The sequence below is a fragment of the Streptomyces sp. adm13(2018) genome (genome assembly GCF_008042145.1).
GTDB lineage: Bacteria > Actinomycetota > Actinomycetes > Streptomycetales > Streptomycetaceae > Streptomyces.
In genome coordinates this window covers 8,388-32,704 of record NZ_RDBH01000125.1, presented here as the reverse complement: position 1 = coordinate 32,704, position 24,317 = coordinate 8,388, and the positions used below count along the sequence as shown (strand labels likewise).

General features: G+C 72.2%; 22 protein-coding genes. 11 read left to right on the top strand and 11 right to left on the bottom strand.

Annotation, left to right across the window (positions count from 1 at the left end; translation table 11 throughout):
• The first annotated feature begins 96 nt into the window (after positions 1-96).
• A complete protein-coding gene (locus tag EAO70_RS15895; RefSeq protein ID WP_148003636.1) occupies positions 97-1,425 on the top strand; it encodes a hypothetical protein in 1,329 nt (442 codons plus the stop codon).
• Between the two features lie 110 nt (positions 1,426-1,535).
• Here the strand turns inward: EAO70_RS15895 and EAO70_RS15890 are convergent, their stop codons facing one another.
• Together EAO70_RS15890 and EAO70_RS15885 are read right to left on the bottom strand one after the other, a co-directional pair.
• Positions 1,536-3,227, bottom strand: a complete 1,692-nt coding sequence (locus EAO70_RS15890) for a bifunctional 3'-5' exonuclease/DNA polymerase (RefSeq protein WP_148003635.1) — start codon at positions 3,225-3,227, stop codon at positions 1,536-1,538.
• Positions 3,228-3,388: 161 nt separating this feature from the next.
• Positions 3,389-4,633: a response regulator transcription factor family protein gene (locus tag EAO70_RS15885; RefSeq protein WP_148003634.1), complete on the bottom strand. Its 1,245-nt coding sequence runs from the start codon at positions 4,631-4,633 to the stop codon at positions 3,389-3,391.
• A gap of 141 nt (positions 4,634-4,774) precedes the next feature.
• On the opposite strand from EAO70_RS15885, the gene EAO70_RS15880 reads away from it, so the two are divergent.
• The 3 genes from EAO70_RS15880 to EAO70_RS15870 all read left to right on the top strand — a co-directional run bounded on the left by EAO70_RS15880 (position 4,775) and on the right by EAO70_RS15870 (position 6,903).
• Positions 4,775-5,716 carry an NADP-dependent oxidoreductase gene (locus EAO70_RS15880; protein WP_148003633.1) on the top strand — a complete coding sequence of 314 codons (942 nt, stop codon included), beginning with the start codon at positions 4,775-4,777 and terminating at the stop codon, positions 5,714-5,716.
• 82 nt (positions 5,717-5,798) lie between these two features.
• Positions 5,799-6,458 (top strand): hypothetical protein, encoded by a 660-nt coding sequence (locus EAO70_RS15875; RefSeq protein ID WP_148003632.1) that lies wholly within the window; start codon positions 5,799-5,801, stop codon positions 6,456-6,458.
• A gap of 232 nt (positions 6,459-6,690) precedes the next feature.
• Positions 6,691-6,903 carry a DUF397 domain-containing protein gene (locus EAO70_RS15870; RefSeq protein WP_173861569.1) on the top strand — a complete coding sequence of 71 codons (213 nt, stop codon included), beginning with the start codon at positions 6,691-6,693 and terminating at the stop codon, positions 6,901-6,903.
• A gap of 171 nt (positions 6,904-7,074) precedes the next feature.
• Here EAO70_RS15870 and EAO70_RS15865 read toward each other — a convergent pair whose 3' ends face one another.
• Complete coding sequence (locus EAO70_RS15865; RefSeq protein WP_148003631.1) at positions 7,075-7,572, bottom strand: ATP-binding protein; 498 nt, start codon at positions 7,570-7,572, stop codon at positions 7,075-7,077.
• A gap of 306 nt (positions 7,573-7,878) precedes the next feature.
• Here EAO70_RS15865 and EAO70_RS15860 point away from each other — a divergent pair, with 306 nt between their 5' ends.
• From EAO70_RS15860 to EAO70_RS15835, 6 genes are all read left to right on the top strand, one after another.
• The gene (locus EAO70_RS15860) at positions 7,879-8,751 is read left to right on the top strand and encodes a helix-turn-helix domain-containing protein (RefSeq protein ID WP_148003630.1); all 873 of its coding nucleotides are present in this window, start codon (positions 7,879-7,881) and stop codon (positions 8,749-8,751) included.
• Between the two features lie 101 nt (positions 8,752-8,852).
• Complete coding sequence (locus tag EAO70_RS15855) at positions 8,853-10,310, top strand: aldehyde dehydrogenase family protein (protein WP_148003629.1); 1,458 nt, start codon at positions 8,853-8,855, stop codon at positions 10,308-10,310.
• Positions 10,311-10,530: 220 nt separating this feature from the next.
• Entirely contained in the window at positions 10,531-11,073 is a 543-nt protein-coding gene (locus EAO70_RS15850; RefSeq protein ID WP_148003628.1) for a DinB family protein, read from the top strand.
• 78 nt (positions 11,074-11,151) lie between these two features.
• Entirely contained in the window at positions 11,152-11,766 is a 615-nt protein-coding gene (locus EAO70_RS15845; RefSeq protein ID WP_148003627.1) for a PadR family transcriptional regulator, read from the top strand.
• Between the two features lie 151 nt (positions 11,767-11,917).
• Positions 11,918-12,898 (top strand): ATP-binding cassette domain-containing protein, encoded by a 981-nt coding sequence (locus EAO70_RS15840; protein ID WP_148003626.1) that lies wholly within the window; start codon positions 11,918-11,920, stop codon positions 12,896-12,898.
• Positions 12,895-13,659, top strand: a complete 765-nt coding sequence (locus EAO70_RS15835) for an ABC transporter permease (RefSeq protein ID WP_148003625.1) — start codon at positions 12,895-12,897, stop codon at positions 13,657-13,659. The genes EAO70_RS15840 and EAO70_RS15835 overlap by 4 nt, the downstream gene beginning before the upstream one ends.
• Before the next feature lie 365 nt (positions 13,660-14,024).
• Here EAO70_RS15835 and EAO70_RS15830 read toward each other — a convergent pair whose 3' ends face one another.
• The 6 genes from EAO70_RS15830 to EAO70_RS15805 all read right to left on the bottom strand — a co-directional run bounded on the left by EAO70_RS15830 (position 14,025) and on the right by EAO70_RS15805 (position 20,638).
• Complete coding sequence (locus EAO70_RS15830) at positions 14,025-14,603, bottom strand: hypothetical protein (protein WP_261992891.1); 579 nt, start codon at positions 14,601-14,603, stop codon at positions 14,025-14,027.
• A 19-nt stretch (positions 14,604-14,622) separates the two neighbouring features.
• Positions 14,623-15,921: an ABC transporter permease gene (locus tag EAO70_RS15825; protein WP_148003623.1), complete on the bottom strand. Its 1,299-nt coding sequence runs from the start codon at positions 15,919-15,921 to the stop codon at positions 14,623-14,625.
• Positions 15,915-16,691 (bottom strand): ATP-binding cassette domain-containing protein, encoded by a 777-nt coding sequence (locus EAO70_RS15820; protein WP_187283907.1) that lies wholly within the window; start codon positions 16,689-16,691, stop codon positions 15,915-15,917. Before EAO70_RS15820 ends, EAO70_RS15825 begins: the two co-directional genes overlap by 7 nt.
• A 462-nt stretch (positions 16,692-17,153) precedes the next feature.
• Entirely contained in the window at positions 17,154-18,572 is a 1,419-nt protein-coding gene (locus tag EAO70_RS15815; RefSeq protein WP_148003622.1) for a glutamate decarboxylase, read from the bottom strand.
• A 47-nt stretch (positions 18,573-18,619) separates the two neighbouring features.
• Positions 18,620-19,945, bottom strand: a complete 1,326-nt coding sequence (locus EAO70_RS15810) for an ion channel protein (RefSeq protein WP_410091280.1) — start codon at positions 19,943-19,945, stop codon at positions 18,620-18,622.
• A gap of 324 nt (positions 19,946-20,269) precedes the next feature.
• On the bottom strand, positions 20,270-20,638 hold the full coding sequence (locus tag EAO70_RS15805; RefSeq protein ID WP_148003620.1) for a YbjQ family protein: 369 nt from the start codon (positions 20,636-20,638) through the stop codon (positions 20,270-20,272).
• A 151-nt stretch (positions 20,639-20,789) separates the two neighbouring features.
• Here EAO70_RS15805 and EAO70_RS15800 point away from each other — a divergent pair, with 151 nt between their 5' ends.
• Entirely contained in the window at positions 20,790-21,506 is a 717-nt protein-coding gene (locus tag EAO70_RS15800; protein WP_148003619.1) for a DedA family protein, read from the top strand.
• A 156-nt stretch (positions 21,507-21,662) separates the two neighbouring features.
• Here EAO70_RS15800 and EAO70_RS15795 read toward each other — a convergent pair whose 3' ends face one another.
• Both EAO70_RS15795 and EAO70_RS15790 read right to left on the bottom strand, forming a co-directional pair.
• A complete protein-coding gene (locus EAO70_RS15795) occupies positions 21,663-23,345 on the bottom strand; it encodes a threonine/serine exporter family protein (protein WP_148003618.1) in 1,683 nt (560 codons plus the stop codon).
• Positions 23,346-23,561: 216 nt separating this feature from the next.
• A complete protein-coding gene (locus EAO70_RS15790; protein WP_024758444.1) occupies positions 23,562-24,053 on the bottom strand; it encodes an inorganic diphosphatase in 492 nt (163 codons plus the stop codon).
• Positions 24,054-24,317 lie beyond the last annotated feature (264 nt).

The following is a 24,317-nucleotide window of genomic DNA, read 5'->3' as shown; positions in this document are numbered from 1 at the left end:
CTCTCCCCCTCTCCTCCCTTCTGCCTCTTCTGCCATCCCGAGCCGGGCACCCCCGCCACGCTCCCTCACCCCCTGACCGGAGACGGTGAATTCGACATGCCCCAGAACGAAAGCCCCCAGAACGACGGCTTTGAGGACGCCCTCGGCGCGATCCTGCACCGCACGTGTGACGGCTTCGCCGCCGACGACCGGCGCGAGCTGGTCGAGGGCGGCCTGCGGCGCGGCAGGCGCCGCCTGGTCCGCCGCCGGCTCGCGGTGGGCGGCGGCGTCCTCGCGCTCGCGGCCGTCGCCGTCGGCGGCGTGTACGGCGGTTCGCTGGTGTCGCACTCCGGCGGCACCTCGTCCGTGGCCGGGCCTCCCCGGCCCACCCCCAGCGTCGACCCCGTGCCCGGGAAGCAGCGGCCGGGGGAGGCGAAGATCCTGGTCGCGGACATCGCCGCCGCTCTCAAGTCCAACCTCCCGGAGGGGAAGTGGGAGATCGACGGGCTCGACGGCTTCGGCCAGTCGCTCGTCGGCGTCTACGACGACGGGAAGGGCCGGTCCGGCGTCTCCGTCGGCCTCTTCCGCGCCGGTACGGGCGAGGCGGGCCAGGACCAGGTGGTCTGCCCCGACAAGGTCTTCGTCCCCTACGACGACTGCACCGAGGAGACCGTGCCGGGCGGTGGCCGGCTCATGATCCTCCAGGGGTACGTCTACCCCGACAAGCGCGAGGAGACCAAGGCCTGGCGCGCGGTCCTGCTCACCCGGGACGGCTTCCTCGTCGACGTCAGCGAGTACAACGCCGCCGCCGAGAAGGGCGCTCCCGTCAGCCGCGGGAACCCGCCCTTCACCCCCGCCCAGCTCAAGGCGCTCGTCACGGCCGACGACTGGGGCCTGCTGACCGCGCAGCTCCCCGCGAACGTGGACGCGTCCGGTGACGGTGGCCAGGGCGACGGCGGCCAGGGAGGTACGGGCGGCATCGACCGCCAGGACGAGTCCCGGCGGCACGTGGAGCCGGTGTCGGGGTCCGTCCAGTCCACCCTGCGCTCCCTCCTGCCCGAAGGTCTGGAGGTCGCCGGCAAGGGCGGTGACGGGGAGTACGCCTACCTGGTCGTCGACGACGGCGAGGGCAGGAGCCTCGTCCAGATCAACGTCCAGCAGGACATGGCGAACGTGGGCGACGACCTCTTCGGCGGCGGGGACGTCACGACGCTGCCCGACGGCCGCAGGGTGAAGCTCACCCAGCAGCCGGGCGAGAAGGGCGGCGCGGGCGTCGTCTGGTGGACCGCCGACACCATGACGCCGGAGGGCTTCCGTGTCGTCGTGTCCGCCTTCAACGCCGGAACGCAGCACGAGGCGGCCACCCGCGCCGAGCCCGCGCTCACGATGGACCAGCTGAAGTCGATCGCGCTCAGCCCGAAGTGGCAGCAGCTGCCCATGAAGTGACCGCCGTACGCGGGTCCCGTACGCGGATCCCGCACCCGGCTCCCGGCCAGGGCCCCGCACGCACCCGCGTGCGGGGCCCTTCCGGCGTGCCACCTTCCGGCCGGCGCCCCCTACTTGGCCTCCGCGTACCGCTCCACCGTCGCCACCGTGAACGGGAACCGCACCGGGGTGTCGCCGAACGTGATCCGGCCCGCCTCGTCCCCGGCCGCCCGGATCGCCGCCGTGACCGCCTCCGCCTCCTCCGCCGGGCAGTGCACGATCACCTCGTCGTGCTGGAAGAAGACCAGCTCCGCCCGCATCCCGGAGAGCGCGCGCCGGAGCGCCGCCAGCATCAGCAGCGCCCAGTCGGCCGCACTGCCCTGCACCACGAAGTTACGGGTGAAGCGGCCGCGGGCCCGCGCGTTCCCGGAGGCGTATCCCGGGGTGAACTCGGCCTCCTCCGGGGCCGGTTCGCCGCCCTCCTGAGGCAGGCCCGCCTCGCCGTCGTCCCCCGAGCCGACCGCCCGCGGGCTCGTCCGGCCCAGCCAGGTCCGTACGAGCCGGCCCTCCTCGCCCGCCTTCGCCGCCTCGTCGACGTAGGCCACGGCGCGCGGGAAGCGGCGCCGCAGCGCCGCCAGGTTCTTGAGGCCGTCGCCGCTGGTCTGCCCGTAGATCGCGCCCAGGAGCGCGAGCTTGGCGTGGTCGCGGTCGCCGGAGAACGCCCGGTCCGAGAGCCGGGTGTACAGGTCGTCGGGGTGCCCCGCGACCTCCATCAGGCCCGGGTCCCGGGAGATCGCGGCGAGGACCCGCGGCTCCATCTGGTCGGCGTCGGCCACGACGAGCCGCCAGCCGCCGTCCGCGACCACCGCCCGCCGGATCACCTTCGGGATCTGCAGGGCCCCGCCGCCGTTGGTCGTCCAGCGGCCGCTGACCGTGCCGCCGGGCAGGTACTCCGGGCGGAACCGGCCGTCGCGCACCCAGTCCTGGAGCCACGACCAGCCGTGCGCCGTCCAGATCCGGTACAGCTTCTTGTACGCGATCAGGGGCGCCACCGCCGGGTGGTCGAGCTCTTCGAGCTCCCAGCGGCGGGTCGACCTCACCCGCACCCCGGCCTGCGCGAAGGCCTTCACCACGTCGGCGGGCAGGTCGGGCCGGACCCGGCGCCCGAACGCCGCCGAGACCTCGTCGGCGAGCTCCGCGAGGCGGCGCGGCTCGCCCCCGCCCGCGTACCGCTCGCCGAGCAGCTCGTGCAGCAGGTCCCGGTGCACGTCCGCCCGCCAGGGCAGGCCCGCCCGGTGCATCTCGGCGGCCACCAGCATCCCCGCGGACTCGGCGGCCGTGAGCAGCCGCATCCTGCCGGGGTGCTCCGCCAGGTCGTGGCGGCGGAGCTGCTCGGCGTAGACGGCGAGGAGCCCGTCGAACGGGACGGAGACGACGGGGCGCGGCTCGAAGAGCGAGTCCTGCGAGCCGGGCTCGGCGAGCCGCATCGGCGGGTCGGGAGGCACCGGGGCGTTCCGCAGGCGCGCCCAGGCCGCGGCCGCGGAGCGGGGTTCGCCGAGCCGCCCCTCGTGGCCCAGGAGCAGCTGCTCGGCGTCCTCCACGTCGTAGCACCGCTCGACCCGTACGCCGCCGGCCAGCAGCCGCGGGTACACCTCGGCCGTCGACCGCCACACCCAGCGCGCCACGTCGGGTCTCGCCCGGACCGCCGCGACCAGGTCCGGCTCGCGCCGTACGGCCCCGACGGGCAGCCCGTCCGGGCCGAGGGGCACGAGCCGTGCTCCGTCCCCCTCCGCCTCCGGCGCGACTGCCCACCGCTCGGTCATGGGTGCGAGTCTGGCACCCGCCACTGACAGCCCCCGGCAACCACCGCGCCGCGCCGCCCGGGCCCGGGCCCGCGCCGGGCCGCACGCACGCACGCGCGTGCATGCGTGCGTGTGGTGCGTTGCGGGGACGGGGGCGGGTGCGGGGATGACCAGGGAGGGCCTTACGCCGCCGCGTGGAAGAGGGCCGCCGCCTCGCCGCGGGAGTCGACGCCCAGCTTGTTCAGGATGTTGGCGACGTGGAACTTCACCGTCGACTCGCTGATGTGCAGTTCCTCCGCGATCCGCCGGTTGCGGTGTCCGAGTGCCAGGTGCCGCAGAACCTCCACCTCCCGCTCGCCGAGGCCGGTCAGCGGGTGCGCCGCCTCGACCGGCGCCGCCGGCGCGGCCAGCGGGAGCACCGCCGTGAGCGTCGTGCCCCAGCCGGGGACCGCGTCCACGTCGAGCCGCCCGCCGAGCACGTCGAGCCGGTCCCTGACCGTGCCCGCGCCCACGTCGCAGGGGGCCAGGGCGCCCGCGCCGTCGTCCCGCACCGAGGCCCGCAGCTCGTGCTCGGTCAGCTGCCAGCCGACGTGGATCCGGTCCACCGAGTCCTGTTCGAGCACGATCAGGAGCAGGGCCCGGACGATCGCCCGCGCACTGTGCGCCACGTCCGCCGCGAGCGAGCGGTCCGTGTCCGGCGCGCCCAGGTCGAGCCGGACCCTGCTGTGCCGCAGCATCGGCCGGAGTTCGGCGGCGAGCCGCTCGAAGGCGTCCTGGGCCGGCTCCTCAGCGAGCACCCGGTCCCGCCGCTGCGCCGCCCGCAGCTCGATCAGCGCCGACGCGGCCAGGTCGGTCGCGGTCGCCCGGGCGGTCGTGTCGTCCAGGGCACGGCTGCGCAGCACCCCGAGGACCCCGGAGAGGGCCGCCGTGTGGGTGGTGGTCAGTTCCGCGATCACCCGCGCCCGGGTGTCGGCCGCGGCCCGCGAGCGGGCCAGTGCGCCCGGCATCGCCTCGGTCGCGAAGCGGTCGAAGTGGCCGGCCACCAGGTCCCACAGGGCCTGCGCGACGGCGAGTTCGGCCGCTCCGGCCGGCGCGGACCCGTCCTCCCGTACGAGGACGAGCACCGCGCCGCGCCGGGTCGCATGGCTGGTGACGGCGAGGACCTCGCGGTCCCGGCCGCCGATCGTCGCCACGCCCTGCCAGGGCTGTCCGGGCACGCCCGCCGCGAGCAGCGGGGCCAGTTCGGCGGCGGTGAGCAGCGCCGTACCGCCGAGTGCCTTGAAGGGGGAGTGGGCGCAGTGCGTGGACAGTTCGGCCGCGTCCACGTGCGGGACGAGCGCGGCGAGGGCGGCCGACACCTTCGGCAGGATCTCGCCGAGGGGCTGCCGGATGATCTCGTACGCGGTGGTCAGCGTGTGCGCGTCCATGCCGGGGAGCGTACGCGGCTAGGGCCGGCGTACGGCCGGTCTTTCGGACAGGTGGGACTGGCCGTTGGGAGGGCGGGTCGGGGGTGGTCGCGGCCGCAGGCTGAAGCCCGTCGAGACGAACGGGCTGCTGTGGAGGCTGAGATGGAAGCGATCGTGTACGAGGAGTTCGGCGGTCCCGAGGTGCTGCGCCACGCGTCGTGGGTCGCCGTTCCGGAGCCCGGTCCGGGCGAGGTCCGCGTCAGGGTGGCGGCCGCCGGGGTCAACCCGGTCGACTGGAAGCGCCGTCACGGCCTGGTCGAGGCCTTCTACCCGACGACCTTCCCCGCCGTCCCCGGCCTGGAGTTCGCCGGCACCGTCGACCGGCTCGGCGAGGGCGTCACCGGTCTCGCGGTCGGCGACGAGGTCTTCGGCTGGACGAAGACCGGCGCCTACGCCCAGTACGCGATCGCCGACATCGTCGCGCCCAAGCCCGCCGGGCTGTCCTGGGAGGTGGCCGCGAGCCTCCCGGTGGCCGGGGAGACCGCCCAGCGGGTCCTCGACCTGCTCGGCGTACGAGCGGGCGAGACGCTGTTCCTGCACGGTGCGGCCGGGGTCGTCGGTTCGGTGGGCGTCCAGTTGGCCGTCGCCGCCGGGATCACCGTGATCGGCAGCGCGTCCGAGGCCAACCACGCCCACCTGCGGGCCCTGGGCGCGATCCCGGTCGCGTACGGCGACGGTCTGGCCGGCCGGGTGCGGGCCGCCGCGCCGGACGGCGTCGACGCCGTCTTCGACGCGGCCGGGCACGGGGTGCTGCCGATCGCGATCGAACTCCTCGGCGGAGCGGGGCCCGAGGGGGCCCGGGCGGCGACGGAGCGGATCGTGACGATCGCCGACTCCGACGCGGAGAAGTACGGGATCGTGTTCTCCGGCGTGCTGGGCGACCCCGAGGCCGTACGGGCCGGACTCGCCGCCCACGCGCGCGCGGCGGCGGCCGGCACCCTCACCGTCCGGCACGCCGCGACCCTCCCCCTGAAGGAGGCGGCGCGCGCCCAGGAACTCAGCGAGTCGGGGCACGCGCGCGGGAAGCTGATCCTGGTGCCGTGAGGCGGCCGGTCCGCGGCGCGGGGCGCGCGCCGCCTCCTTCGCGGCGTTCGCGCGGGCCGCCGCCGAGGTCGTCCCGGGGCCCGTGCCGCTGGCGGCCGTCCGGCGCGCGGGCCGGGCGCGGCGGCGGCGCCGTACGACCGCGCTGTCGGCGGTCTCGGTGCTCGCGGTCGCGACGACCGTGGCGGCCGTCGTCGTCCTGACCCCCGTCCTCCCGTCCCCGCCGGCCGCGGGGCCGGCCCGGGTCGTCGTCCCGCCGGCCGTGGTCCCGACCTCCTCGCCGCCCGTCCGCACGACCACGACACCGCCCCCGCCCGTGCCGACCCCGGTCAGGACCGTCGCCTCCGGCGAGCGGGTGGACGCCGGGAAGGGCTGGCGGATCTGGCTGACGGCGCAGGGCAAGCACTGGACCGGGCCGGACGGCTACGAGAACGCGCGCAGCGTCACCGACGGCAACATCGACCTGGGCGCGCCGGGCGTGAGCCACCAGAGCCAGGGAGGCCCGAAGGGGACCTTCCACTCGGGGCTCTACTACGGGACCCGTTCCGCGGGCCGCGTCGAGCTGAGGAACGCCGAGGGTCGCAAGGCCGTCGCCACCCTGCTCGAACTGCCGGGCCGGCCGGGCTGGGGCGTCTGGTACGCGCACACCGGGCCGGGCATGGGGGAGGTCTCCACGTCGCTGTACGACCGTGCGGGCAAGCTCCTCTCCGAACTGTCCCTGCTGCCGGGCGGCGACACGCCCTGACCGGCTCCGCGAGGCGACCGGCGGAGGGCCGCGACCCGTAGGGTGAGGGACGGGCACGAGGGCGTACCCGCAGGTAGCACGCTCTGTCGCGTAGCCGCTACGCCACCCCCCGTGCACGTGCATCTGCTCATGCACCGGTATATGAACACAGCTATGATCCGAGCAAGTTGACACCTGCACCAAGCAACTCGGGGAGCTACCAGTGCATCATGCGCATCGTGCGTACAACGGCATGGCGGCCACGGAGCTGCGGGGCGTCGTGTGGCAGAAGAGCAGGCACAGCAACTCCCAGGGATCGTGCGTGGAGTTCGCGAAACTGCCCGGGGGAAACGTCGCCGTACGCAACTCGCGCCACCCCGAGGGACCCGCCCTCGTCTACACGCCCGCGGAGATAGAGGCGCTCCTCCTCGGTGTCAAGGACGGGGAGTTCGACCACCTGGTGTGAGCGCGGCACGGGTACGCGGACCACGTGCCCCGCGCGGAAAGGGCCCCGGCGATCATCGCCGGGGCCCTTCGCGTCGCTCCTGTGCGCCGCTCCACGCGCGCGTGCGGCACGGTTGTCCGGTGCGGTGACGCGCCACGGTGAAGCGAAGCGGCGCGGTGATGCGGCGCACGCCTACTCCGGCCCGATCCGGAACAGCGCCCACACGACCTTGCCCCGCAGTGTGCCGGCGAGGGGGTGCCACCCCCAGCTGTCGCTGAACGAGTCCACGAGGAACAGCCCGCGTCCCGACTCGGCGGAGAAGTCCTCCTCGCCGCCGCGCGCCTCCGGGCTCTCCCGGCTGGGGTCGCGCACGGCGCACACCAGGCGTGAGGACCAGCGCATCAAATGCAGGCGAACCGGCGGATTCTGGCCGTCTTCCTGCGGCGCGTCGGAGGGCACCGCATGGCGCAGCGCGTTGGTGACGAGCTCGGAGACGACCAGGGCCACATCGTCGAAGCGCTCGGTCAGCTCCCAGCGGTCGAGCGTGGCGCTGGTGAACTTCCGGGCCCCGCGCACGGCTTCGTACCGTGGGGGCAGGGCGCAGGAGGCGGAGGTGGAGACGGCTCCGGGGTCGATCGGCGGAAGGCCCTGCCGTAACGGCTCGAGCACGGTCGATCCATTCGTCCCCATGCGAGGCACTCCCGGGAATCGCGACTGTGGTGCGACAACACGACAACACGAACGAGTACGCGGCTGCGCGGGCTCCATGGTTCCGAATGCGACCACTGGATGCAAGGGCAGATGCACGTGCACGCGCCGGACCTGTCCGTCCCCGTGCCTAATCTGTGCATAAGTCGTCCGGTGTCGGAGGGGAACTTTCCGCTACTGCCCGGAACTCGCCGTCTTTCCGTAATCGAATGTGTACGCGCTGATGCGTTTGGTGGCAGAATCCGGGGCTCGACGGGGGCTCGACACCGTAAGGGGAGGCTGGGAGCCGTGACCGCAGGCGAATCGGGCGGGGCGAGCGGGAGTGTGGTGCGGCGCATCCTGCTGGGCTCACAGCTGAGGAGGCTGCGCGAGTCGCGCGGGATCACCCGCGAGGCGGCCGGCTACTCGATCCGCGCGTCCGAATCCAAGATCAGCCGTATGGAGTTGGGGCGGGTGAGCTTCAAGGCACGGGACGTCGAGGATCTGCTCACGCTGTACGGGGTCGGGGACGAGGCCGAGCGCGGCTCGCTCCTCGGGCTCGCCCGCGAGGCCAACGTGGCGGGCTGGTGGCACAGTTTCGGCGACGTCCTGCCCGGCTGGTTCCAGACCTACGTCGGCCTGGAGGGCGCCGCCTCCCTCATCCGCGTCTACGAAGTGCAGTTCGTCCACGGTCTGTTGCAGACCGAGGCGTACGCCCAGGCCGTCGTCACCCGGGGCATGCCCGACGCCCCCGCCGCCGAGATCGACCGCCGCGTCGCACTCCGCCTCGAACGGCAGAAGGTCCTCGTCTCCGAGCGCGCCCCGCAGTTCCACGCCGTCCTCGACGAGGCCGCGCTGCGCCGCCCCTACGGCGACCGGTCCGTGATGCGCGGCCAGTTGAGGCACCTCATCGAGGTCTCCGAGCACCCGGGCGTCACGCTCCAGGTGATGCCCTTCAGCTTCGGCGGCCACGCCGGCGAGAGCGGCGCCTTCACGATGCTGAGCTTCCCCGAGTCCGACCTCTCCGACATCGTCTACCTGGAGCAGCTCACCAGCGCCCTCTACCTCGACAAGCGCGAGGAGGTCGGCCAGTACCAGCGGGTGATGGAGCGGCTGCAGAAGGAAGGGCCCGATCCGGCCGAAAGCCGTGATCTTCTGCGGGGACTTCTTCAACTCATCTGACACATCAGTACGATGACGTGACATCAGTTCCGACGATTCGGCGTTTCGGCGTCACTTCTGTCATCCGTGCGGAAGTAGAGCGGGTAGAGGGGTCTCGATCCATGTCGCACTTCACCGACCTGGCCCACCAGTACATCGACGGCGAGTGGAAGCCCGGCAGCGGCTCCTGGGACATCATCGACTTCAACCCGTACACCGGGGAGAAGCTCGCGTCGATCACGGTCGCCACCGCCGGAGAGGTCGACCGCGCCTACCGCGCCGCGGAGCGCGCCCAGACGGAGTGGGCCGAGACCAACCCGTACACCCGCCGGCTCGTCTTCGAGCGGGCCCTGCGGATCGTCGAGGACCGCGAGGAGGAGATCGCCGAGACGATCGTCGCCGAACTCGGCGGCACCCGGCTCAAGGCCGCCTTCGAGCTGCACCTCGCCAAGGAGTTCCTGCGCGAGGCGGTGCAGCTCGCGCTGCGCCCCGAGGGCCGCATCCTGCCGTCCCCGGTCGACGGCAAGGAGAACCGCGTCTACCGCGTCCCGGTCGGCGTCGTCGGTGTCATCTCCCCCTTCAACTTCCCCTTCCTGCTGTCGATCAAGTCGGTCGCCCCGGCGCTGGCCCTCGGCAACGCGGTGGTCCTCAAGCCGCACCAGAACACCCCGATCTGCGGCGGCACCCTCGTCGCCAAGGTCCTGGAGGAGGCCGGGCTGCCCGCCGGTCTGCTGAACGTCGTCGTCACCGACATCGCCGAGATCGGCGACGCGCTCCTGACCCACCCGGTCCCGAAGGTCATCTCCTTCACCGGCTCCGACAAGGTCGGCCGGCACGTCGCCACGGTCTGCGCGCAGAACTTCAAGCAGGCCGTCCTCGAACTCGGCGGCAACAGCGCCCTCATCGTCCTCGACGACGCCGACGTCGACTACGCGGTGGACGCGGCCGTCTTCAGCCGCTTCGTGCACCAGGGCCAGGTCTGCATGGCCGCCAACCGCATCCTCGTGGACCGGACGGTCGAGGAGGAGTTCACGGAGAAGTTCGTGGCGAAGGTGAAGACCCTGCGGGTCGGCGACCCGGCCGACCCCGCCACCCACATCGGTCCGCTCATCAACTCCCAGCAGGCGGAGGCCGTCTCCTCGCTCGTCGACCAGACGGTCGCGGGCGGCGCCACAGCGCTCCTGCACGGCACGGTCGACGGCAACCTCGTCTCCCCGTCCGTCCTCACCGGCTTCGCCCCGGACGCCGCGATCCTGGGCCAGGAGATCTTCGGACCGGTCGCCCTGATCGTCCCCTTCGACGGCGAGGAGGAGGCCGTACGGATCGCCAACGACACCCCGTACGGGCTCAGCGGCGCCGTCCACACCGGCGACGTCGAGCGGGGCGTACGGGTGGCCAAGCGCATCCACACCGGCATGATCCACATCAACGACGGCACCGTGCACGACGAGCCGATCGTGCCCTTCGGCGGCGAGAAGCACTCGGGCATCGGACGGCTCAACGGCGAGTCGATGGTGGAGAGCTTCACCACCCAGAAGTGGATCTCGATCCAGCACGGCCGGAGCCGGTTCCCCTTCTAGGAGGGTCAGCCGGTTCCAGGCAGTCGGCCGGTTCGGGCGGTCAGCCGACTCCAGGGCAGCAAGCCGTCTCCAGGGCAGCAAACCGGTTCCAGGGCAGGAAGCCGGTGCCTCCTTTAGGACAGTAGGTGTCCGCAAGGGTCCGTAGCGTGAGGGGTGTCGAGAAGGTCCGGGGCCCCCCGGACCGGCCGGCACAGCGATTCGGCGACGGAAGGCGGACATCATGGTGGCTCTCGTTCCCACGGAGACCCACGGCGACGAGTGCGGAGCGCTCCTCAACTTCGTCGAGGCCCAGCGCGCCGCGATCCGCCGCTCGCTCCACGGTCTCACCGAGGAGCAGGCGGCCAGTCGCCCCAGCGCCAGCGAACTCAGCCTCTCCGGGCTGCTCAAGCACGTCGCCGAGGTCGAGCTGAACTGGCTCCGGCTGGCGCAGCAGCAGCCCAACGAGCGGCAGCGCAGCCAGGAGACCTGGAGCGAGGGCTTCCGGCTGGTGGGCGGGGAGACCGTGCCGGAGATCGTGGCGTTCTGGGCGGGCGTGGCGAAGGAGACCGAGGAGTTCGTCCGTTCGGTGCCCAGCCTGGACGACACCTTCCCGCTGCCCGAGGCGCCCTGGTTCCCCGCGGACGGACGGGTCTCGATCCGCTGGATGCTGCTCCATCTGGTGCAGGAGGCGGGCCGGCACGCCGGGCACGCCGACGTCATCCGCGAGTCCCTGGACGGCAAGGGGTCGTTCGAGCTGATCGCGGCGGAGCAGGGCCGGGCCTGAGGCCCCCGGCCCGGCCGGTGCCGCCGTCCGGCGGCACCGCGCGCGTACTCTGGTCAAAATTGACCAGGAGGTACGGCGATGTCGGCGATCCGGCTGCTGGTGCTGGGCGCGGTGAAGCAGCACGGACGCGCCCACGGCTACCAGGTCCGCAACGACCTGGAGTTCTGGGGCGCGCACGAGTGGTCCCACGCCAAGCCCGGCTCGATCTACCACGCGCTCAAGCAGATGGCGAAGCAAGGACTGCTGCACGCGCACGAGGTGGCGCCGAGCGCGGTGGGCGGGCCGCCCCGCGTCGAGTACGAGCTGACCGGGCAGGGGCTCGACGAGTACTTCGCGCTGCTGCGGGAGGCGCTCACCACGTACGACCAGAAGATGGACGTCCTGTCGGCGGGCATCGGCTTCATCGTGGACCTGCCCCGGGAGGAGGCCGCGGCACTGCTGCGGCAGCGGGTGCGGGCGCTGGACGAGTGGCGGGCCGCGGTGACCGGGTACTACACGCCGGAGGGCGGCCCCGGCCAGCTCGGACACATCGGCGAGATCATGCACATGTGGGTCCACTCGGCGGACGCCGGCAAGGAGTGGACGCTCGGTCTGATCGAGCGGATCGAGGCCGGTGCGTATGTGTTCGCCGGTGAGGGCGACCCCTTCGTGGCGGTCCTCGCGGAGGGCGAGGAGAACCCCTACGCGACCTGACCGGTCAGGCGGCCGGTCAGGGACGGGGTGACAGGGATCCGAGGGATCCCGGGCATCTAATCAAGTTTGACTAAAGGCTCCGCCGGGCATACCTTGCTCCGTCGACGGCGGCTGATCAAATTTGACTACATCGATCCAGGGAGGAAACGACATGGGAGCGGCAGGGGACGCGATCCTCGTGGAGGGCGCGCGCAAGCGGTACGGCGAGAAGGACGCCCTGGCCGGCCTCGACCTCACGGTCCGGCGCGGCACCGTCCACGGCCTGCTCGGGCCCAACGGCGCGGGCAAGACGACGACCGTACGGATCCTGGCCACCCTCCTGCGCCCCGACGAGGGACTGGTGCGGGTGGCGGGGCACGACGTACGGACCGAGGCGCGGGAGGTGCGGCGGCGGATCGGGCTGCTCGGGCAGCACGCGGCCCTCGACGAGGAGCTGGGCGGCCGGCAGAACCTGGAGATGTTCGGGCGTCTCCACCACCTGGGCGCGCGGCGCGCGGGCACGCGGGCCGACGAGCTCCTGGAGCGCTTCGGCCTCACCGACACCGGCCGCAAGCCGGTCAAGCAGTTCAGCGGCGGCATGCGGCGGCGCCTCGACCTGGCGGCCTCGCTCATCACGGACCCCGAGGTGCTCTTCCTCGACGAGCCGACCACCGGACTCGACCCACGCGGGCGCGGTGAGGTCTGGGAGTCGGTCCGCTCGCTCGTCGGCGGGGGCACCACGGTGCTGCTGACCACGCAGTACCTGGAGGAGGCCGACCAGCTCGCCGACCGGATCTCGGTGGTGGACCAGGGGCGGGTCGTGGCCGACGGCACGCCCGGCGAGCTCAAGACGCTGGTCGGCGCGGACCGCATCGACGTGGTCGTACGGGACGGGGCGCGGCTCGACGAGGCGGCCGCGCTGCTGCCCGTACCGCGCGCCGGAGTCCGGGTGGACGCCGACCGGCGGCTGCTCAGCGCGCCGGTGGCGGACCGGATGGCCTCGCTCGCCGAGACCGTACGGGCGCTGGGGGCGGCCGGGATCGAGGCGGAGGACATCGCCCTGCGCCGGCCGACGCTCGACGAGGTCTTCCTGCATCTGACGGACCGGGACGAGGCCCCGCGACGGGTCGCGGAACAGGAGGTGACGGCATGAGTGCCGCGTACGTGGTGGGCGACTGCTGGACCATGACCCGCCGGGAACTGGCGCACTGGGCGCGCCAGCCGGTGCAGGTCGTCGTCGGGCTCGTGTTCCCGGTGATGATGCTGCTGATGTTCGGCTACCTGGTCGGCGGCGGCCGGAGCGTCGACGGCGACTACGTCGACTTCCTGGTGCCCGGGATGCTCACGCTGACCATGGTGTTCGGGCTCGAAGGCACCATGACGGCGGTGACGCGGGACCTGAACAAGGGCGTCATCGACCGGTTCCGGGCCATGCCGATGACCGACGGGGCGGTGCTCGTCGGACGGGCGGCGGCCGACATGCTCCAGTCGGCGGTGGGACTGCTCGTGATGGTCGGCGTCGGCTACGCGATCGGCTGGCGGGCCGACCGCGGCCTCGGGAACACCCTGGGAGCGCTGGGACTGCTGCTCCTGCTGCGCTTCGCGATGCTGTGGATCGGGATCTTCCTCGGGCTGGTCGCGGGGCGCGCCGAACTGGTGCAGGCGGTGCAGATCCTGGTCTGGCCCGTCGGCTTCCTCTCCAACGCCTTCGCCTCGCCCGACTCGATGCCGGGCTGGCTCGGCACGTTCGTGGAGTGGAACCCGATGTCGGCGACCGCGACGGCGGTCCGCGACCTCTTCGGCGGCCCGGGCGGGGAACCGGGCCACGTCTGGGCGGCGGTGGCGTGGCCGCTGGCGCTGCTCGCGGTCTTCTTCCCGCTGGCGGTACGGAAGTTCGGGCGGCTGGGTAAGTAGCGGCGCGAAGGTGGGAACCCGGAGGCGGTTCACCGCGGACCGCCCGGGGAGGACAGAGGGACGTGCGATGCGCAGGCCCGTGGGGGAGCGATCGGCGCCGTCGTGGCGCTGGTGCTGGTGGGTCTCGGGCACGGACCCGCTGTCGGGGCGGGTCAGTGGTGGCCGTCTCCCGGGGCGGCGGCCGAACGTTCACCCGCCTCACCGAAGGCACCCACCACACCCGCCGCACTCCCCTGGTCCTCCTCCGCGAGACCTCCCCCTGCCCGTACGCACTGACGAGGGACGGAGTCCGCTGGTCGACCTTCCACCTGGCTGCGGCAACCGGTCAGGCGGCTGACCGAGCGGGACGGGGGCCGGCCGCGTGATCATGAGCGACTGCGGAAGAGGGTTCTTCGTCGCCACGGGGTCGCGGCGGTGGCAGCGGCGCCCCACGCCAGGGACAGGGCGGCAGTGGACCAACTGGCCACGTCGGAAGCGGGATTGGCTGTCCAGTCCCACCAGTGGAGGGGATACCAGATCAGAGCGAAGGCCGATGCGAGGGGAATGAGCCAGCCGAGCTGCTCGCCGAAGAGGCGGACGGAGAGGAGCGCGAGGCCCAGCCAGATCAGGAGGGACCGGACGAAGACCACGCCCTGCTCCGGCCCGGCGGTCAGTGACTCGGTGCCGAAGGAGAGCACACAGGCCAGCGTCGTCAGGGCGACGAGGTAGGCCCTGCGGAGCCGATGGAACGCGGGCGTTCCGGAGGCCTCGTGAGCGGACATCGATCCCCCGAAGGCTGCCGTGATGAAGACGGCGGACAGGAGCGGAAGCTCCTGCCGGTAGGGGACACCGGACGAGAGGCTCGCGCTTCCGATGGAGGGCAGGGCGATACGGGTGTTCCCGAAGAACGCGGAGAGGAGGGCGACCACCACGGTTCCGGTGATGATCGCCGTGGCTCGGTGCACTCTCGCGTAACGGAGCAGATCACAGCCAGTCATCAGGGGCGCACCACGCCTTCTCGCCGAGATGACCGCGCTCCTGCGCGATCCACGTCCGCTGCTCGGCGGGCGAGAGGCCTACCGCCTTTCCCGCCTCGTGTTGAGCGGTTCCTACGCCGGTGAGATGGAGACCCTTGTCTGCCACGGCCGGATCCTGTCCCATCGCCTGGTACTCCAGCCACAGGTGGATGTTGTCGATGGCCTGCCATGCACGACGCTCTTTCAGAGGAGGGCGGCATCGGCCGAGAGAGGTGGTGAACACCTGGTCGGCCATGGCGATGGCCGCGGTGCGCGTATGTCCTTCGGCGATGTCGAAGCCGCGGTCGCCCAATTCGCCGCGCCGGAGACCGACTTCGTAGAAGCTCTCCGGAGCCTTGACCCAAGGCTGAGTGGGCTGGGCGAGACGCTGCGCCATCGCCGTCAGCTCCGGCAGGTACTTCCGGTGCTCGGGCCAGACGCACACCTCCGGTGCGGACCCGTCGGCGCGCTCGCACACGGGTGTGGCAGCCGACGCCGGGCGTTCCACCCGCAGTTCACCGGCAGCGGGTGCGGCGGCCAGTGCGGCGAGGGAGCACACGGCCGCGCCGATGACGACGGCACGTGTGGGCAGTGGAAGGGGTCGGCGAGGCAGCCGGCGCTCCACCCTGTTCGTCCGTTGTGGTGCGGTGACCGCAAGGACGGCGAGCGCGAGGGCGAGCAGCAGGCGGACGGCCACGGGCACGGGACGGACGTAGGTGTCCGGTGGGCCGGCGAGGACGTTGAACTTGAACGGCAGCGCCAGCATGCTGATGAAGCATCCCAGTGCACAGATCACCGGCGTGAACCCGGGTGAGGGCCACCAGCGGCCGGCCAGATGTCCGACCGAGGCGAAGATGACGAGGGTCGCCGCGCCCAGCAGGAGGTAGGAAGGCCACAGGAAGCCCGGCCCCGCGTCGCCGAACGAGACGGCCGCCGCGGTGAGGCACCCCACTCCGTAGGCGAGGAAGCCCAGGGTGAGGGTGGCGCCCAGCCGTGCGGCCTCGACACGCCAGCCGGGCCGGGCAGCCGCGAGCAGCGATTCGGCCATGCCCGCACGTGAGGACCGTCCTGCCTGCCAGGCGGAGACGCCGGCGAGCACGGGCCCGAGGAACAGGGTGACGATCTGCGCCGCCACGCTGGCCTCCGGCCACACGCCGATCCAGTACCGGGACCGTCCGAAGAGCACCGCGAGGTCCACGGCGATCATCACGGGAAAGGCGGTGAGGAGAGGAGAGCGCCGCAGCTCGATGCGGTAGGTGTTCAGCACGCGGCCTCCTCCGCCGGTCGCCCGGCACCCAGGACCGTCATGTAGCCGCGCTCCAGCGGGCTGTCGCCCGGAGCCGCGGGTCCGGCCAGCTCCGCCAGTTGCCGCGGTGTGCCGCGGTGGACCACGCTGCCCTCGTTCAGCACGAGGACGGCGTCGCATGCGGCGCCCACGTCTTCCACGAGGTGCGTGCTGAGCACCACGGCCGTTCCCGCGCGGGCGAGCGAACGGATGAGGTCCCGGAAGTCGAGACGCTGCGCCGGGTCCAGGCCGACGGTGGGCTCGTCCAGCAGCAGCAGGGAAGGCGAGCCGACGATCGCCGCGGCGATTCCGGCACGCCGCAGCATTCCGCCGGACAGGGACTTCATGCGGTCGCGCGACCTGTCGGAAAGACGGACCGCGGCGAGCGCCTTCTCGGTGGCCGAGGCGACGTCCCTGGAGGGAACCTCGCGCAGCCACGCGCAGTAGCTGACGAAGTCCTTGACGGAGAATGCCGGGTAGTAGCCGAAGTCCTGCGGCAGATAGCCGATTCGTCGACGAGCCCGTCGGGCGTCCCGTTCGCTGTCGACGGGCTCACCGAACAACTCCAGCACTCCGCTCCGCGGCGGCGCGACCGTGGCAAGGGTGCGGAACAGCGTGGTCTTACCGGCCCCATTGGGACCGAGCAGACCGGTGACGCCCGACTCGATGGACAGGCTGAGGTCTTTGATGATGCGTTGACCGCCGTATCCCTGACTGAGGGCGGTCAGTCGGGCGACGGGAACAGACCTCATGGGAACTTCTCTCCAATGCCGGGCGCTTTCCTCTCGTGAAAGCCGATCGACTGTACGGCGCGCCCGCGCTGGGGGAGAGGCGGCGCCGATGGGTTGGAGATCTCCGCGCCCCCAGGGGGAGGATTCGCCCCTGATTGCCCGGGCGCACAAGCCCCGTATACGCCCTTTGGGCCTTCCTCCGTCGTGCACGGAGAAGTGAATTCCGTGCGCATCCGGCCCGGAGTTCGTCACATTCGTGGCGCATCCCCCAGCGACCGGAATGCGGCGGGCTGTCGGCGTACGTGCGGGCGGGCGCCCTCTAGGCCGTCTCTTCCGGATCTTGCCGGTCAAGCCCGCGTCGTCCGGTGCCGTGCATCGCAAGGCGGAGAGGTACCCGCGTACTGGACGTACCCGGGTGCCTCGACAACGCGGCGAGGTGCGGTGCCGGGCGGCGCGGGTCAGGCAAGATCCGGAAGAGACGGCCTAGTGGTGGAAGGAGGTCGCCGCGGCTTCGTCCTGGGTGAAGGGGCGGGACTGGTCGCGCAGTTCGGGGAGGAGGCGGTTCAGGTCTTCGATGAGGAGGTCCGCGAGGTCGGCCGAGAAGCCGTTGCGGCAGACCACTCGCAGGACGGACAGGTCTTCGCGGTTGGCGGGGAAGGTGTACGCGGGGACCAGCCAGCCCTGTTCGCGGAGTCTCCGGGAGACGTCGAAGACGTTGAAGGAGGTGACGTCGGGGGTGGTGGTGAAGGCGAAGACGGGCAGTTGGTTGCCGTGGGTGAGGAGTTGGAAGTCGCCCATCGCCTCGATCCGTTCGGCGAGGCCGCGGGCGATGTCGCGGGAGGTCTGCTGCACCGCCCGGTAGCCCTCCCGGCCCAGCCTGAGGAACGTGTAGTACTGCGCGACGACCTGGGCGCCCGGCCGGGAGAAGTTGAGGGCGAAGGTGGGCATGTCGCCGCCCAGGTAGTTGACGCGGAAGACGAGGTCCTCGGGGAGCTCGGCGGAGGTGCGCCACAGGGCCCAGCCGACGCCCGGGTAGACCAGGCCGTACTTGTGACCGGAGGTGTTGATGGAGGAGACGCGGGGGAGCCGGAAGTCCCAGACCAGGTCCTCGTCGATGAAGGGGGCGACCATCGCGCCGGAGGCCCCGTCGACGTGGACGGGGATGTCCAGACCGGTGCGCTCCTGGAGGGCGTCCAGAGCGGCGCAGATCTCGGCGACGGGCTCGTAGGACCCGTCGAAGGTCGAGCCGAGGACGGCGACGACGCCGATGGTGTTCTCGTCGCAGAGCGCGGCCGCGGACTCGGCGTCGAGGTGGAAGCGGTCGCCCTCCATCGGGACGAGCCGGGCCTCGACCTCCCAGAAGTTGCAGAACTTCTCCCAGCAGACCTGGACGTTGACACCCATGATCAGGTTGGGGCGGGCGGCGGGATAGCGGTCGGCGTTCCGCTTGGCCCAGCGGCGCTTGAGGGCCATGCCGGCGAGCATGCAGGCCTCGCTGGAGCCGGTGGTGGAGCAGCCGACGGCGGAGGCCGGGTCCGGGGCGTGCCACAGCTGGGCGAGCATGGCGACGCAGCGGCGCTCCAGTTCGGCGGTGCGCGGGTACTCGTCCTTGTCGATCATGTTCTTGTCGGTGCACTCGGCCATCAGGACGCCCGCCTGGGGCTCCATCCAGGTGGTGACGAACGTGGCGAGGTTGAGTCGGGAGTTGCCGTCGAGCATCAGCTCGTCGTGGACGAGCTGGTACGCGCTCGCCGGGGGCAGCGGGCCGTCCGGCAGCCGGTGGTGCGGCGGGGCCTCGGTCATGCCGCCGACCGGGTTGGCGGCCTCCCCGAAGAAGGGGTTCAGCGCCAGTCGGCGGGGAGGCTCGGCGGGCGAGGCGGCGGGACCCTGGTGGAGCGGCATGGGGGACTCCTTCTGTCCGGTGGGGACGCGTCGAGAGGGGAACCGGGTCAGTGCAGGGCGTGCCCCTGCTGGTCGAGTTGGAGCTGGGGACGACCGGTGACGATCAGCCAGGCGGGGAGGGACGCCAGGCAGAGGAGGGCGATCACGGCGGGGGAGCCGGCGATGACCGCCCCGGTGAAGAGGCTGATCCAGCCCTGCCGGGTGGTGGCCAGCAGGACGCCGAGGACACCGGCGGAGACGGCCACCGTCGGGCTGACCTCGGGGACGAGGGCCTGGGCGAGCAGTCCGAAGGCGGCGCCGATGAAGACGGCGGGGAAGATCCGGCCGCCCCGGAAGCCGCAGGAGGCGGCGACGAGGAGGGCGAGGAGTTTGATCACGGCGAACTTGGCGAGTTCGCCGGAGGACCACCCGCCGATCGAGGAGCTCAGCTCCTTGACCTCGTCCAGGCCCTTGAAGAGGGTCAGCTGTCCGCCGACGGCGCCCAGGAGGCCGAGGACGAGTCCACCGACCGGCAGCATCAGCAGCGGGTGCCGCAGGCGCCGGAAGGCGGCGTGGACGTGGGGGAAGAGGTAGCAGGCGGCGAGACCGAAGGCGGCCGCGGCGGAGGCGATCACCAGGGCGGAGAGCAGGTCGCCCCAGCCGGGGTCGGTGAGCGGCGGGAGCCCCATGTCGAAGGTGGGCTCGGCCAGCAGCTGGGTGGTCATGGACCCGGCACCGGCGGCGACGAGCGGGGCGAAGAGCCGGTCCCAGAGCGAGCCGGGCCCCGGGGTGCCGGCGAGGGCCTCGGAGATGACGAGGGCGGCGGCCACCGGGGTGCCGAAGAGGGCGCCGATGGTGGCGGACGAGGCGAGGACGACCCAGGCGGCGCCCGGGACGGCGGGGGCGGCCTTGCGGCCGAGCCAGTACGTGAGGGCGATGTTGCACGCGATGATCGGGTTCTCGGGGCCGAGGCTGACCCCGCCGGCGAGCGTGATCGTGGCCGCGATCAGGAGGCCGGGGACGACCCCGGGGGCGAGGGGCACCCCGCCGAGGCCCTCGGAGGCCGGGTCGGGCCCGGCGTGGCCTGGGAACTTCCAGATGAGGAGACCGGAGGCGATGCCGGCCGCCGTGAGCATGACGATGATCCAGAGGGCGGAGTAGCCGCCGATCCCGAGCGCGCTCGGCAGGTCGTCCCAGAGGACGTTCTTCAGCTGGTCCGCCAGGGCGCTGACCCCCAGGAACACCAGGGCCGCCACGACGCCGACCAGCAGCGCGGGGAGCACCTGGGGGAGCAGGATCCGCAGGGGGGTCGGGTCGGCGGCGGGGGGAGTGGGCGAAGCGTGATCGGCCGTCCGCTCCCGCCATCTGGGCAGCCAGATCGGCGCGGGGCTCAAGTCGATGGTCGGCGGGGAGCTGAAGGGTCTGACGAAGACCCTCGTGCAGACCCGCAACCAGGCCATGGAGCGGCTGGTCGAGCAGGCACCCGTACGGCCCCGCGCCCCACGCCCGTACGGGTGCGGGCGCGGGCACCCGTACGGGCGCCGGGCCGTGCCGGGTGCGGGGCCGTGCCGGGTGCGGGCGCGCCCCCGTACGGTCCCGCGCCCTCCCGTACGCCCGTCCGTCCTGAGGCGTGCGTGCCCCGACTGGCGTACGGACGTCCGCCCGGTGACCCGGCGCGCGCCTCGGCCGGCGGGCGCCCGCCGCAGGCTCCAGCCGGCTCAGCCCCGCGGCGCGATGACCACCGCCGTGCCGTACGCGCAGACCTCCGTGCCCACGTCCGCCGCGTCCGTCACGTCGAAGCGGAACATCAGCACGGCGTTGGCGCCGCGCGCCCGTGCCTGCTCGACCAGCCGCTCCATGGCCTGGTTGCGGGTCTGCACGAGGGTCTTCGTCAGACCCTTCAGCTCCCCGCCGACCATCGACTTGAGCCCCGCGCCGATCTGGCTGCCCAGATGGCGGGAGCGGACGGTGAGCCCGAAGACCTCACCGATCACCTGCCGTACCTCGAAACCCGGCACGTCGTTCGTCGTCACGACCAGTACGTCGGGATGCGACCCCTGGCCGCCTCCGTACTCCTCGATGCCCATCGGCATACACCTCCTGGCCCCCCAGCCTCGGGGGAGCGGGACGTCTTCGCATCCCGTGGGCCCCGGGTGGAACCGGTCGCGTCCGACCCGCGTTGATAGCTTGGGGCCAGCCGTCCCCCATGCCCCCACCGATCGCAGGAGCCCGGAACCCGTGAACACGCTTGCCCTCGGACCGAGCTGGTTGGACCCGGACTATCTGATCGGAGAGTTCGGTCTGATCGGTGTCCTCGTCATCGTCTTCGCCGAGTCCGGACTCCTCATCGGGTTCTTCCTCCCCGGCGACTCGCTGCTCTTCACCACCGGCCTCCTGGTCACCACCGGGAAGCTCGACACCCCGCTCTGGCTGGTGTGCACGCTGATCGTGGCCGCCGCGATCATAGGAGACCAGGTCGGCTACCTCTTCGGCCGCAAGGTGGGCCCGGCGCTCTTCACCCGGCCCGACTCCAAGCTGTTCAAGCAGGAGAACGTCACCAAGGCGCACGAGTTCTTCGAGAAGCACGGCCCGAAGTCCCTGGTCCTGGCCCGGTTCGTGCCCATCGTCCGGACGTTCACGCCGATCATCGCGGGCGTCAGCCGGATGAACTACCGCTCGTTCATCACGTTCAACATCATCGGCGGCGTGCTCTGGGGCGCGGGCGTGACCCTGCTCGGCGCCTCCCTGGGCAAGATCGACTTCGTGCACGAGCACATCGAGATGATCCTCGTCGGCATCGTCCTGATCTCCGTGGTCCCGATCGTGATCGAGTTCCTCCGGGCCCGCTCGCAGTCGAAGAAGAGCCAGGCCGCGGGCGGCGACCAGGGCGCCCTGGGCGACCACGACGGCCCCGGCAACCCCAACCCGCCCCGCGGCCGGCACGCCAAGCGCTGACGCCGAGACCGCACCCCGGACGCCGGAAGGGCCCCGCACACCGTGCGGGGCCCTTCCCGTATCCCGTGGACCCGGCCCGGACCGAGAACCCGTCCCGCGCCGGGACCGGCTCCCGCGCCAGGACGCCCCGGCCGGGTCCCGCGCCGCTGGAACCCCCTAGAACCCCCTGGTCCGCTTGGCCGCGCGGCGGGCCGCCGCGGTCGCCGGGGCCTGCATGAAGAGACGCGCCAGCTCGCCTCCCAGGTTCACCCCGATCGCGATCGCCAGGGCCAGCGCCGCCGCCTTCGCCAGCGACGCGAAGCCCTGGTCCAGGTTGTTCTGGGCGATCGCCAGCACTCCGAAGTACGTCGCCGAACCGGGCAGCAGCGGACCGATCGCCGCCGTCACGTACGGCAGCGACGACGTGTGCTCGTAGCGGGCGATCAACTGCCCGAACAGGCCCACCAGACCGGCCGCCACCGCCGTCGCCATCACCGCCGACCCGTCGGCGGTCACCGCTATCGACGCGTAGATCACCCACGCCACACCGCCGTTCAGCGTCGCGAACAGCACCGTGGACCGCGACTGCTGCAACAGGACCGCGAACGTCGCGCACAGCACCATCGACGCCAGGATCTGCGTCACCGGCCGTTCCTCCGCCTGGAGCACGCCCTCGGGGTTCAGCTGCGCGTCGAACTGCACCGCGATGTAGAGCACCGACAGCACGCCCACCACGATCGCGACGAAGAAGTAGGCGACCTCAAGGAGCCGGGCCGAGGCCGTGATGTAGAAGCCGGTCAGACCGTCCTGCACGGCCGCCACCAGCGCCCGTCCCGGGATCAGCGCGAACAGGCCACCGGTGATCACCGCCGACGGCTTCAGATCCGCGTGCAGCATCGTCAGGAGCACACCCATCGCCGCCGGCGGCATCGCCGCCACCAGGAACTGGTAGAACTCCGGCATCCCGCGTCCCGCGAACAGCCACGCCAGCCGGTCGCCGAGCACCGCGCCCAGCGCCGCCACGAAGAACACCGTCGGACCACCGCCCAGCAGCACCGACGCCGCGCCCGCGAGCACGCCGGCCGCACTCGTCAGCACCCAGCCCGGGTACGGGTGCCGGTTGCGCCGTATCTCCGCCAGCCGCCGGTACGCCTCCTCGGGCGTGACCTCGTGCGCCTGCGCGTTGATGTCGGCGAGCAGCGTGTACACCGCCGCCAGCCGCGTGTAGTCCGTGCCCCGGCGGCGTACCGTCCGGTTCGCCGTGACCGGGTCGTCCACCAGCGACGGCTGGTAGGTGACGGACAACAGGGTGAACGTCACCGTCGGCTCGACCCGGTCCAGACCGTACGAGCGGCAGATCGCGAACATCGCCGCCTCGACGTCCTCCGCGCCCTCCCCGCCCGCCAGCAGCAGCTCGCCGATACGCAGCGTCAGGTCGAGCACGCGCGGCACCGAGGGACCGCTCTCGTCCTCCTTGCGGGCCGCGTCCGGAACCGGCCGCTCACCCACCGGCAGCCGCAGCATGGTCCGCATCCGGTCCTGCCAGGGCGCGTCCTGCGACAACCGCACCAACGGCACCCCGTACGCCGGGGTGAAGGCCGGCGGCGAGCTCTTCGCCGAATAGGTGGCCGGCGTCGCGAACGCGGAACCCTCCTGCTCGGCCGGTGGCTCCGGCGACAGGCCCGAGGGGAGGGCGAACTCGGAGGTCGGGTGCTCCTCCTCCGGCGGGGCGGGCTGCTCCACCCCCGCCGGTGGCACGAACGCGCTCCGTGCCTCGTCCGACTGCGGTTTCCGGTCCTCCGGGGCCCCCTCGGCGACCCTCCACGCACCGTTCTTCGAGCCGCCCGGCTCCGCCACCACTCTGTCCGCCTCGCTTTCTCCGGGAATCCTGGATTCCAGTATGAGCGTGCGGCGGATGTGCGAAAGGCGGTGCACCCAAGGGGTGCACCGCCTTCACGCGTTCACTACAGGACCGGTCCAGCCGTCGACCGGCTCGAAGACCGGCTCACAAACCGGCTGCCGACCGGCCGAGTGACCGGCTCAGCGCCCGGCCGAACGACCGGCCCGGCGACCGGCTCAGTGGCCGCCCTGCTCCTTGGCCCGCGCGTACGACTTCTCGATCTCTTCCTCGGCCTCGGCGCGACCGACCCAGTCGGCGCCCTCGACCGACTTGCCCGGCTCCAGGTCCTTGTAGACCTCGAAGAAGTGCTGGATCTCCAGGCGGTCGAACTCGGCCACGTGGTGGATGTCCCGCAGGTGCTCCATGCGCGGGTCCGTCGCCGGGACGCACAGCAGCTTGTCGTCGCCGCCGGCCTCGTCCGTCATACGGAACATGCCGATCGCCCGGCACTTGATCAGGCAGCCCGGGAAGGTGGGCTCGTCGAGGATGACGAGCGCGTCCAGCGGGTCGCCGTCCTCACCCAGGGTGTTCTCGACGTAGCCGTAGTCGGTCGGGTAGGCCGTCGACGTGAACAGACGACGGTCCAGACGGATGCGACCCGTCTCGTGGTCGACCTCGTACTTGTTACGCGATCCCTTGGGGATCTCGATGAGAACGTCGAACTCCACGGGTGGCTCCTCCTGAATCAACACAAGTGAATGCTCGCGACGACGCGCGGTGATTAAGTGTCCCTCACGCACGTGTGTGATCGCGAAAGGGGCTGGTCAGCAATGCCCGAGCCGAGGATGTGGCAGCTCACGGCGGGCTCCGCCGCCCTCGGACTGGCCCTGGCCGCCGGGGCGGTGGCCGCGGCCGGTCCGTGGGACTCGGGCCAGCGTACGGCGGAGCGGGCCCGCGCCGCCGCCCCGGTGGCGGGTGGCGCACATCACGCC

What these genes read in the sequence shown, in the direction of transcription:
- EAO70_RS15895 (WP_148003636.1), top strand. Translation starts at nt 97, where the DNA reads ATGCCCCAGAACGAAAGCCCCCAGAACGACGGCTTTGAGGACGCCCTC.
- EAO70_RS15890 (WP_148003635.1), bottom strand. Translation starts at nt 3,227, where the DNA reads ATGACCGAGCGGTGGGCAGTCGCGCCGGAGGCGGAGGGGGACGGAGCA.
- EAO70_RS15885 (WP_148003634.1), bottom strand. Translation starts at nt 4,633, where the DNA reads ATGGACGCGCACACGCTGACCACCGCGTACGAGATCATCCGGCAGCCC.
- EAO70_RS15880 (WP_148003633.1), top strand. Translation starts at nt 4,775, where the DNA reads ATGGAAGCGATCGTGTACGAGGAGTTCGGCGGTCCCGAGGTGCTGCGC.
- EAO70_RS15870 (WP_173861569.1), top strand. Translation starts at nt 6,691, where the DNA reads ATGGCGGCCACGGAGCTGCGGGGCGTCGTGTGGCAGAAGAGCAGGCAC.
- EAO70_RS15865 (WP_148003631.1), bottom strand. Translation starts at nt 7,572, where the DNA reads ATGGGGACGAATGGATCGACCGTGCTCGAGCCGTTACGGCAGGGCCTT.
- EAO70_RS15855 (WP_148003629.1), top strand. Translation starts at nt 8,853, where the DNA reads ATGTCGCACTTCACCGACCTGGCCCACCAGTACATCGACGGCGAGTGG.
- EAO70_RS15850 (WP_148003628.1), top strand. Translation starts at nt 10,531, where the DNA reads ATGGTGGCTCTCGTTCCCACGGAGACCCACGGCGACGAGTGCGGAGCG.
- EAO70_RS15845 (WP_148003627.1), top strand. Translation starts at nt 11,152, where the DNA reads ATGTCGGCGATCCGGCTGCTGGTGCTGGGCGCGGTGAAGCAGCACGGA.
- EAO70_RS15840 (WP_148003626.1), top strand. Translation starts at nt 11,918, where the DNA reads ATGGGAGCGGCAGGGGACGCGATCCTCGTGGAGGGCGCGCGCAAGCGG.
- EAO70_RS15835 (WP_148003625.1), top strand. Translation starts at nt 12,895, where the DNA reads ATGAGTGCCGCGTACGTGGTGGGCGACTGCTGGACCATGACCCGCCGG.
- EAO70_RS15820 (WP_187283907.1), bottom strand. Translation starts at nt 16,691, where the DNA reads ATGAGGTCTGTTCCCGTCGCCCGACTGACCGCCCTCAGTCAGGGATAC.
- EAO70_RS15815 (WP_148003622.1), bottom strand. Translation starts at nt 18,572, where the DNA reads ATGCCGCTCCACCAGGGTCCCGCCGCCTCGCCCGCCGAGCCTCCCCGC.
- EAO70_RS15805 (WP_148003620.1), bottom strand. Translation starts at nt 20,638, where the DNA reads ATGGGCATCGAGGAGTACGGAGGCGGCCAGGGGTCGCATCCCGACGTA.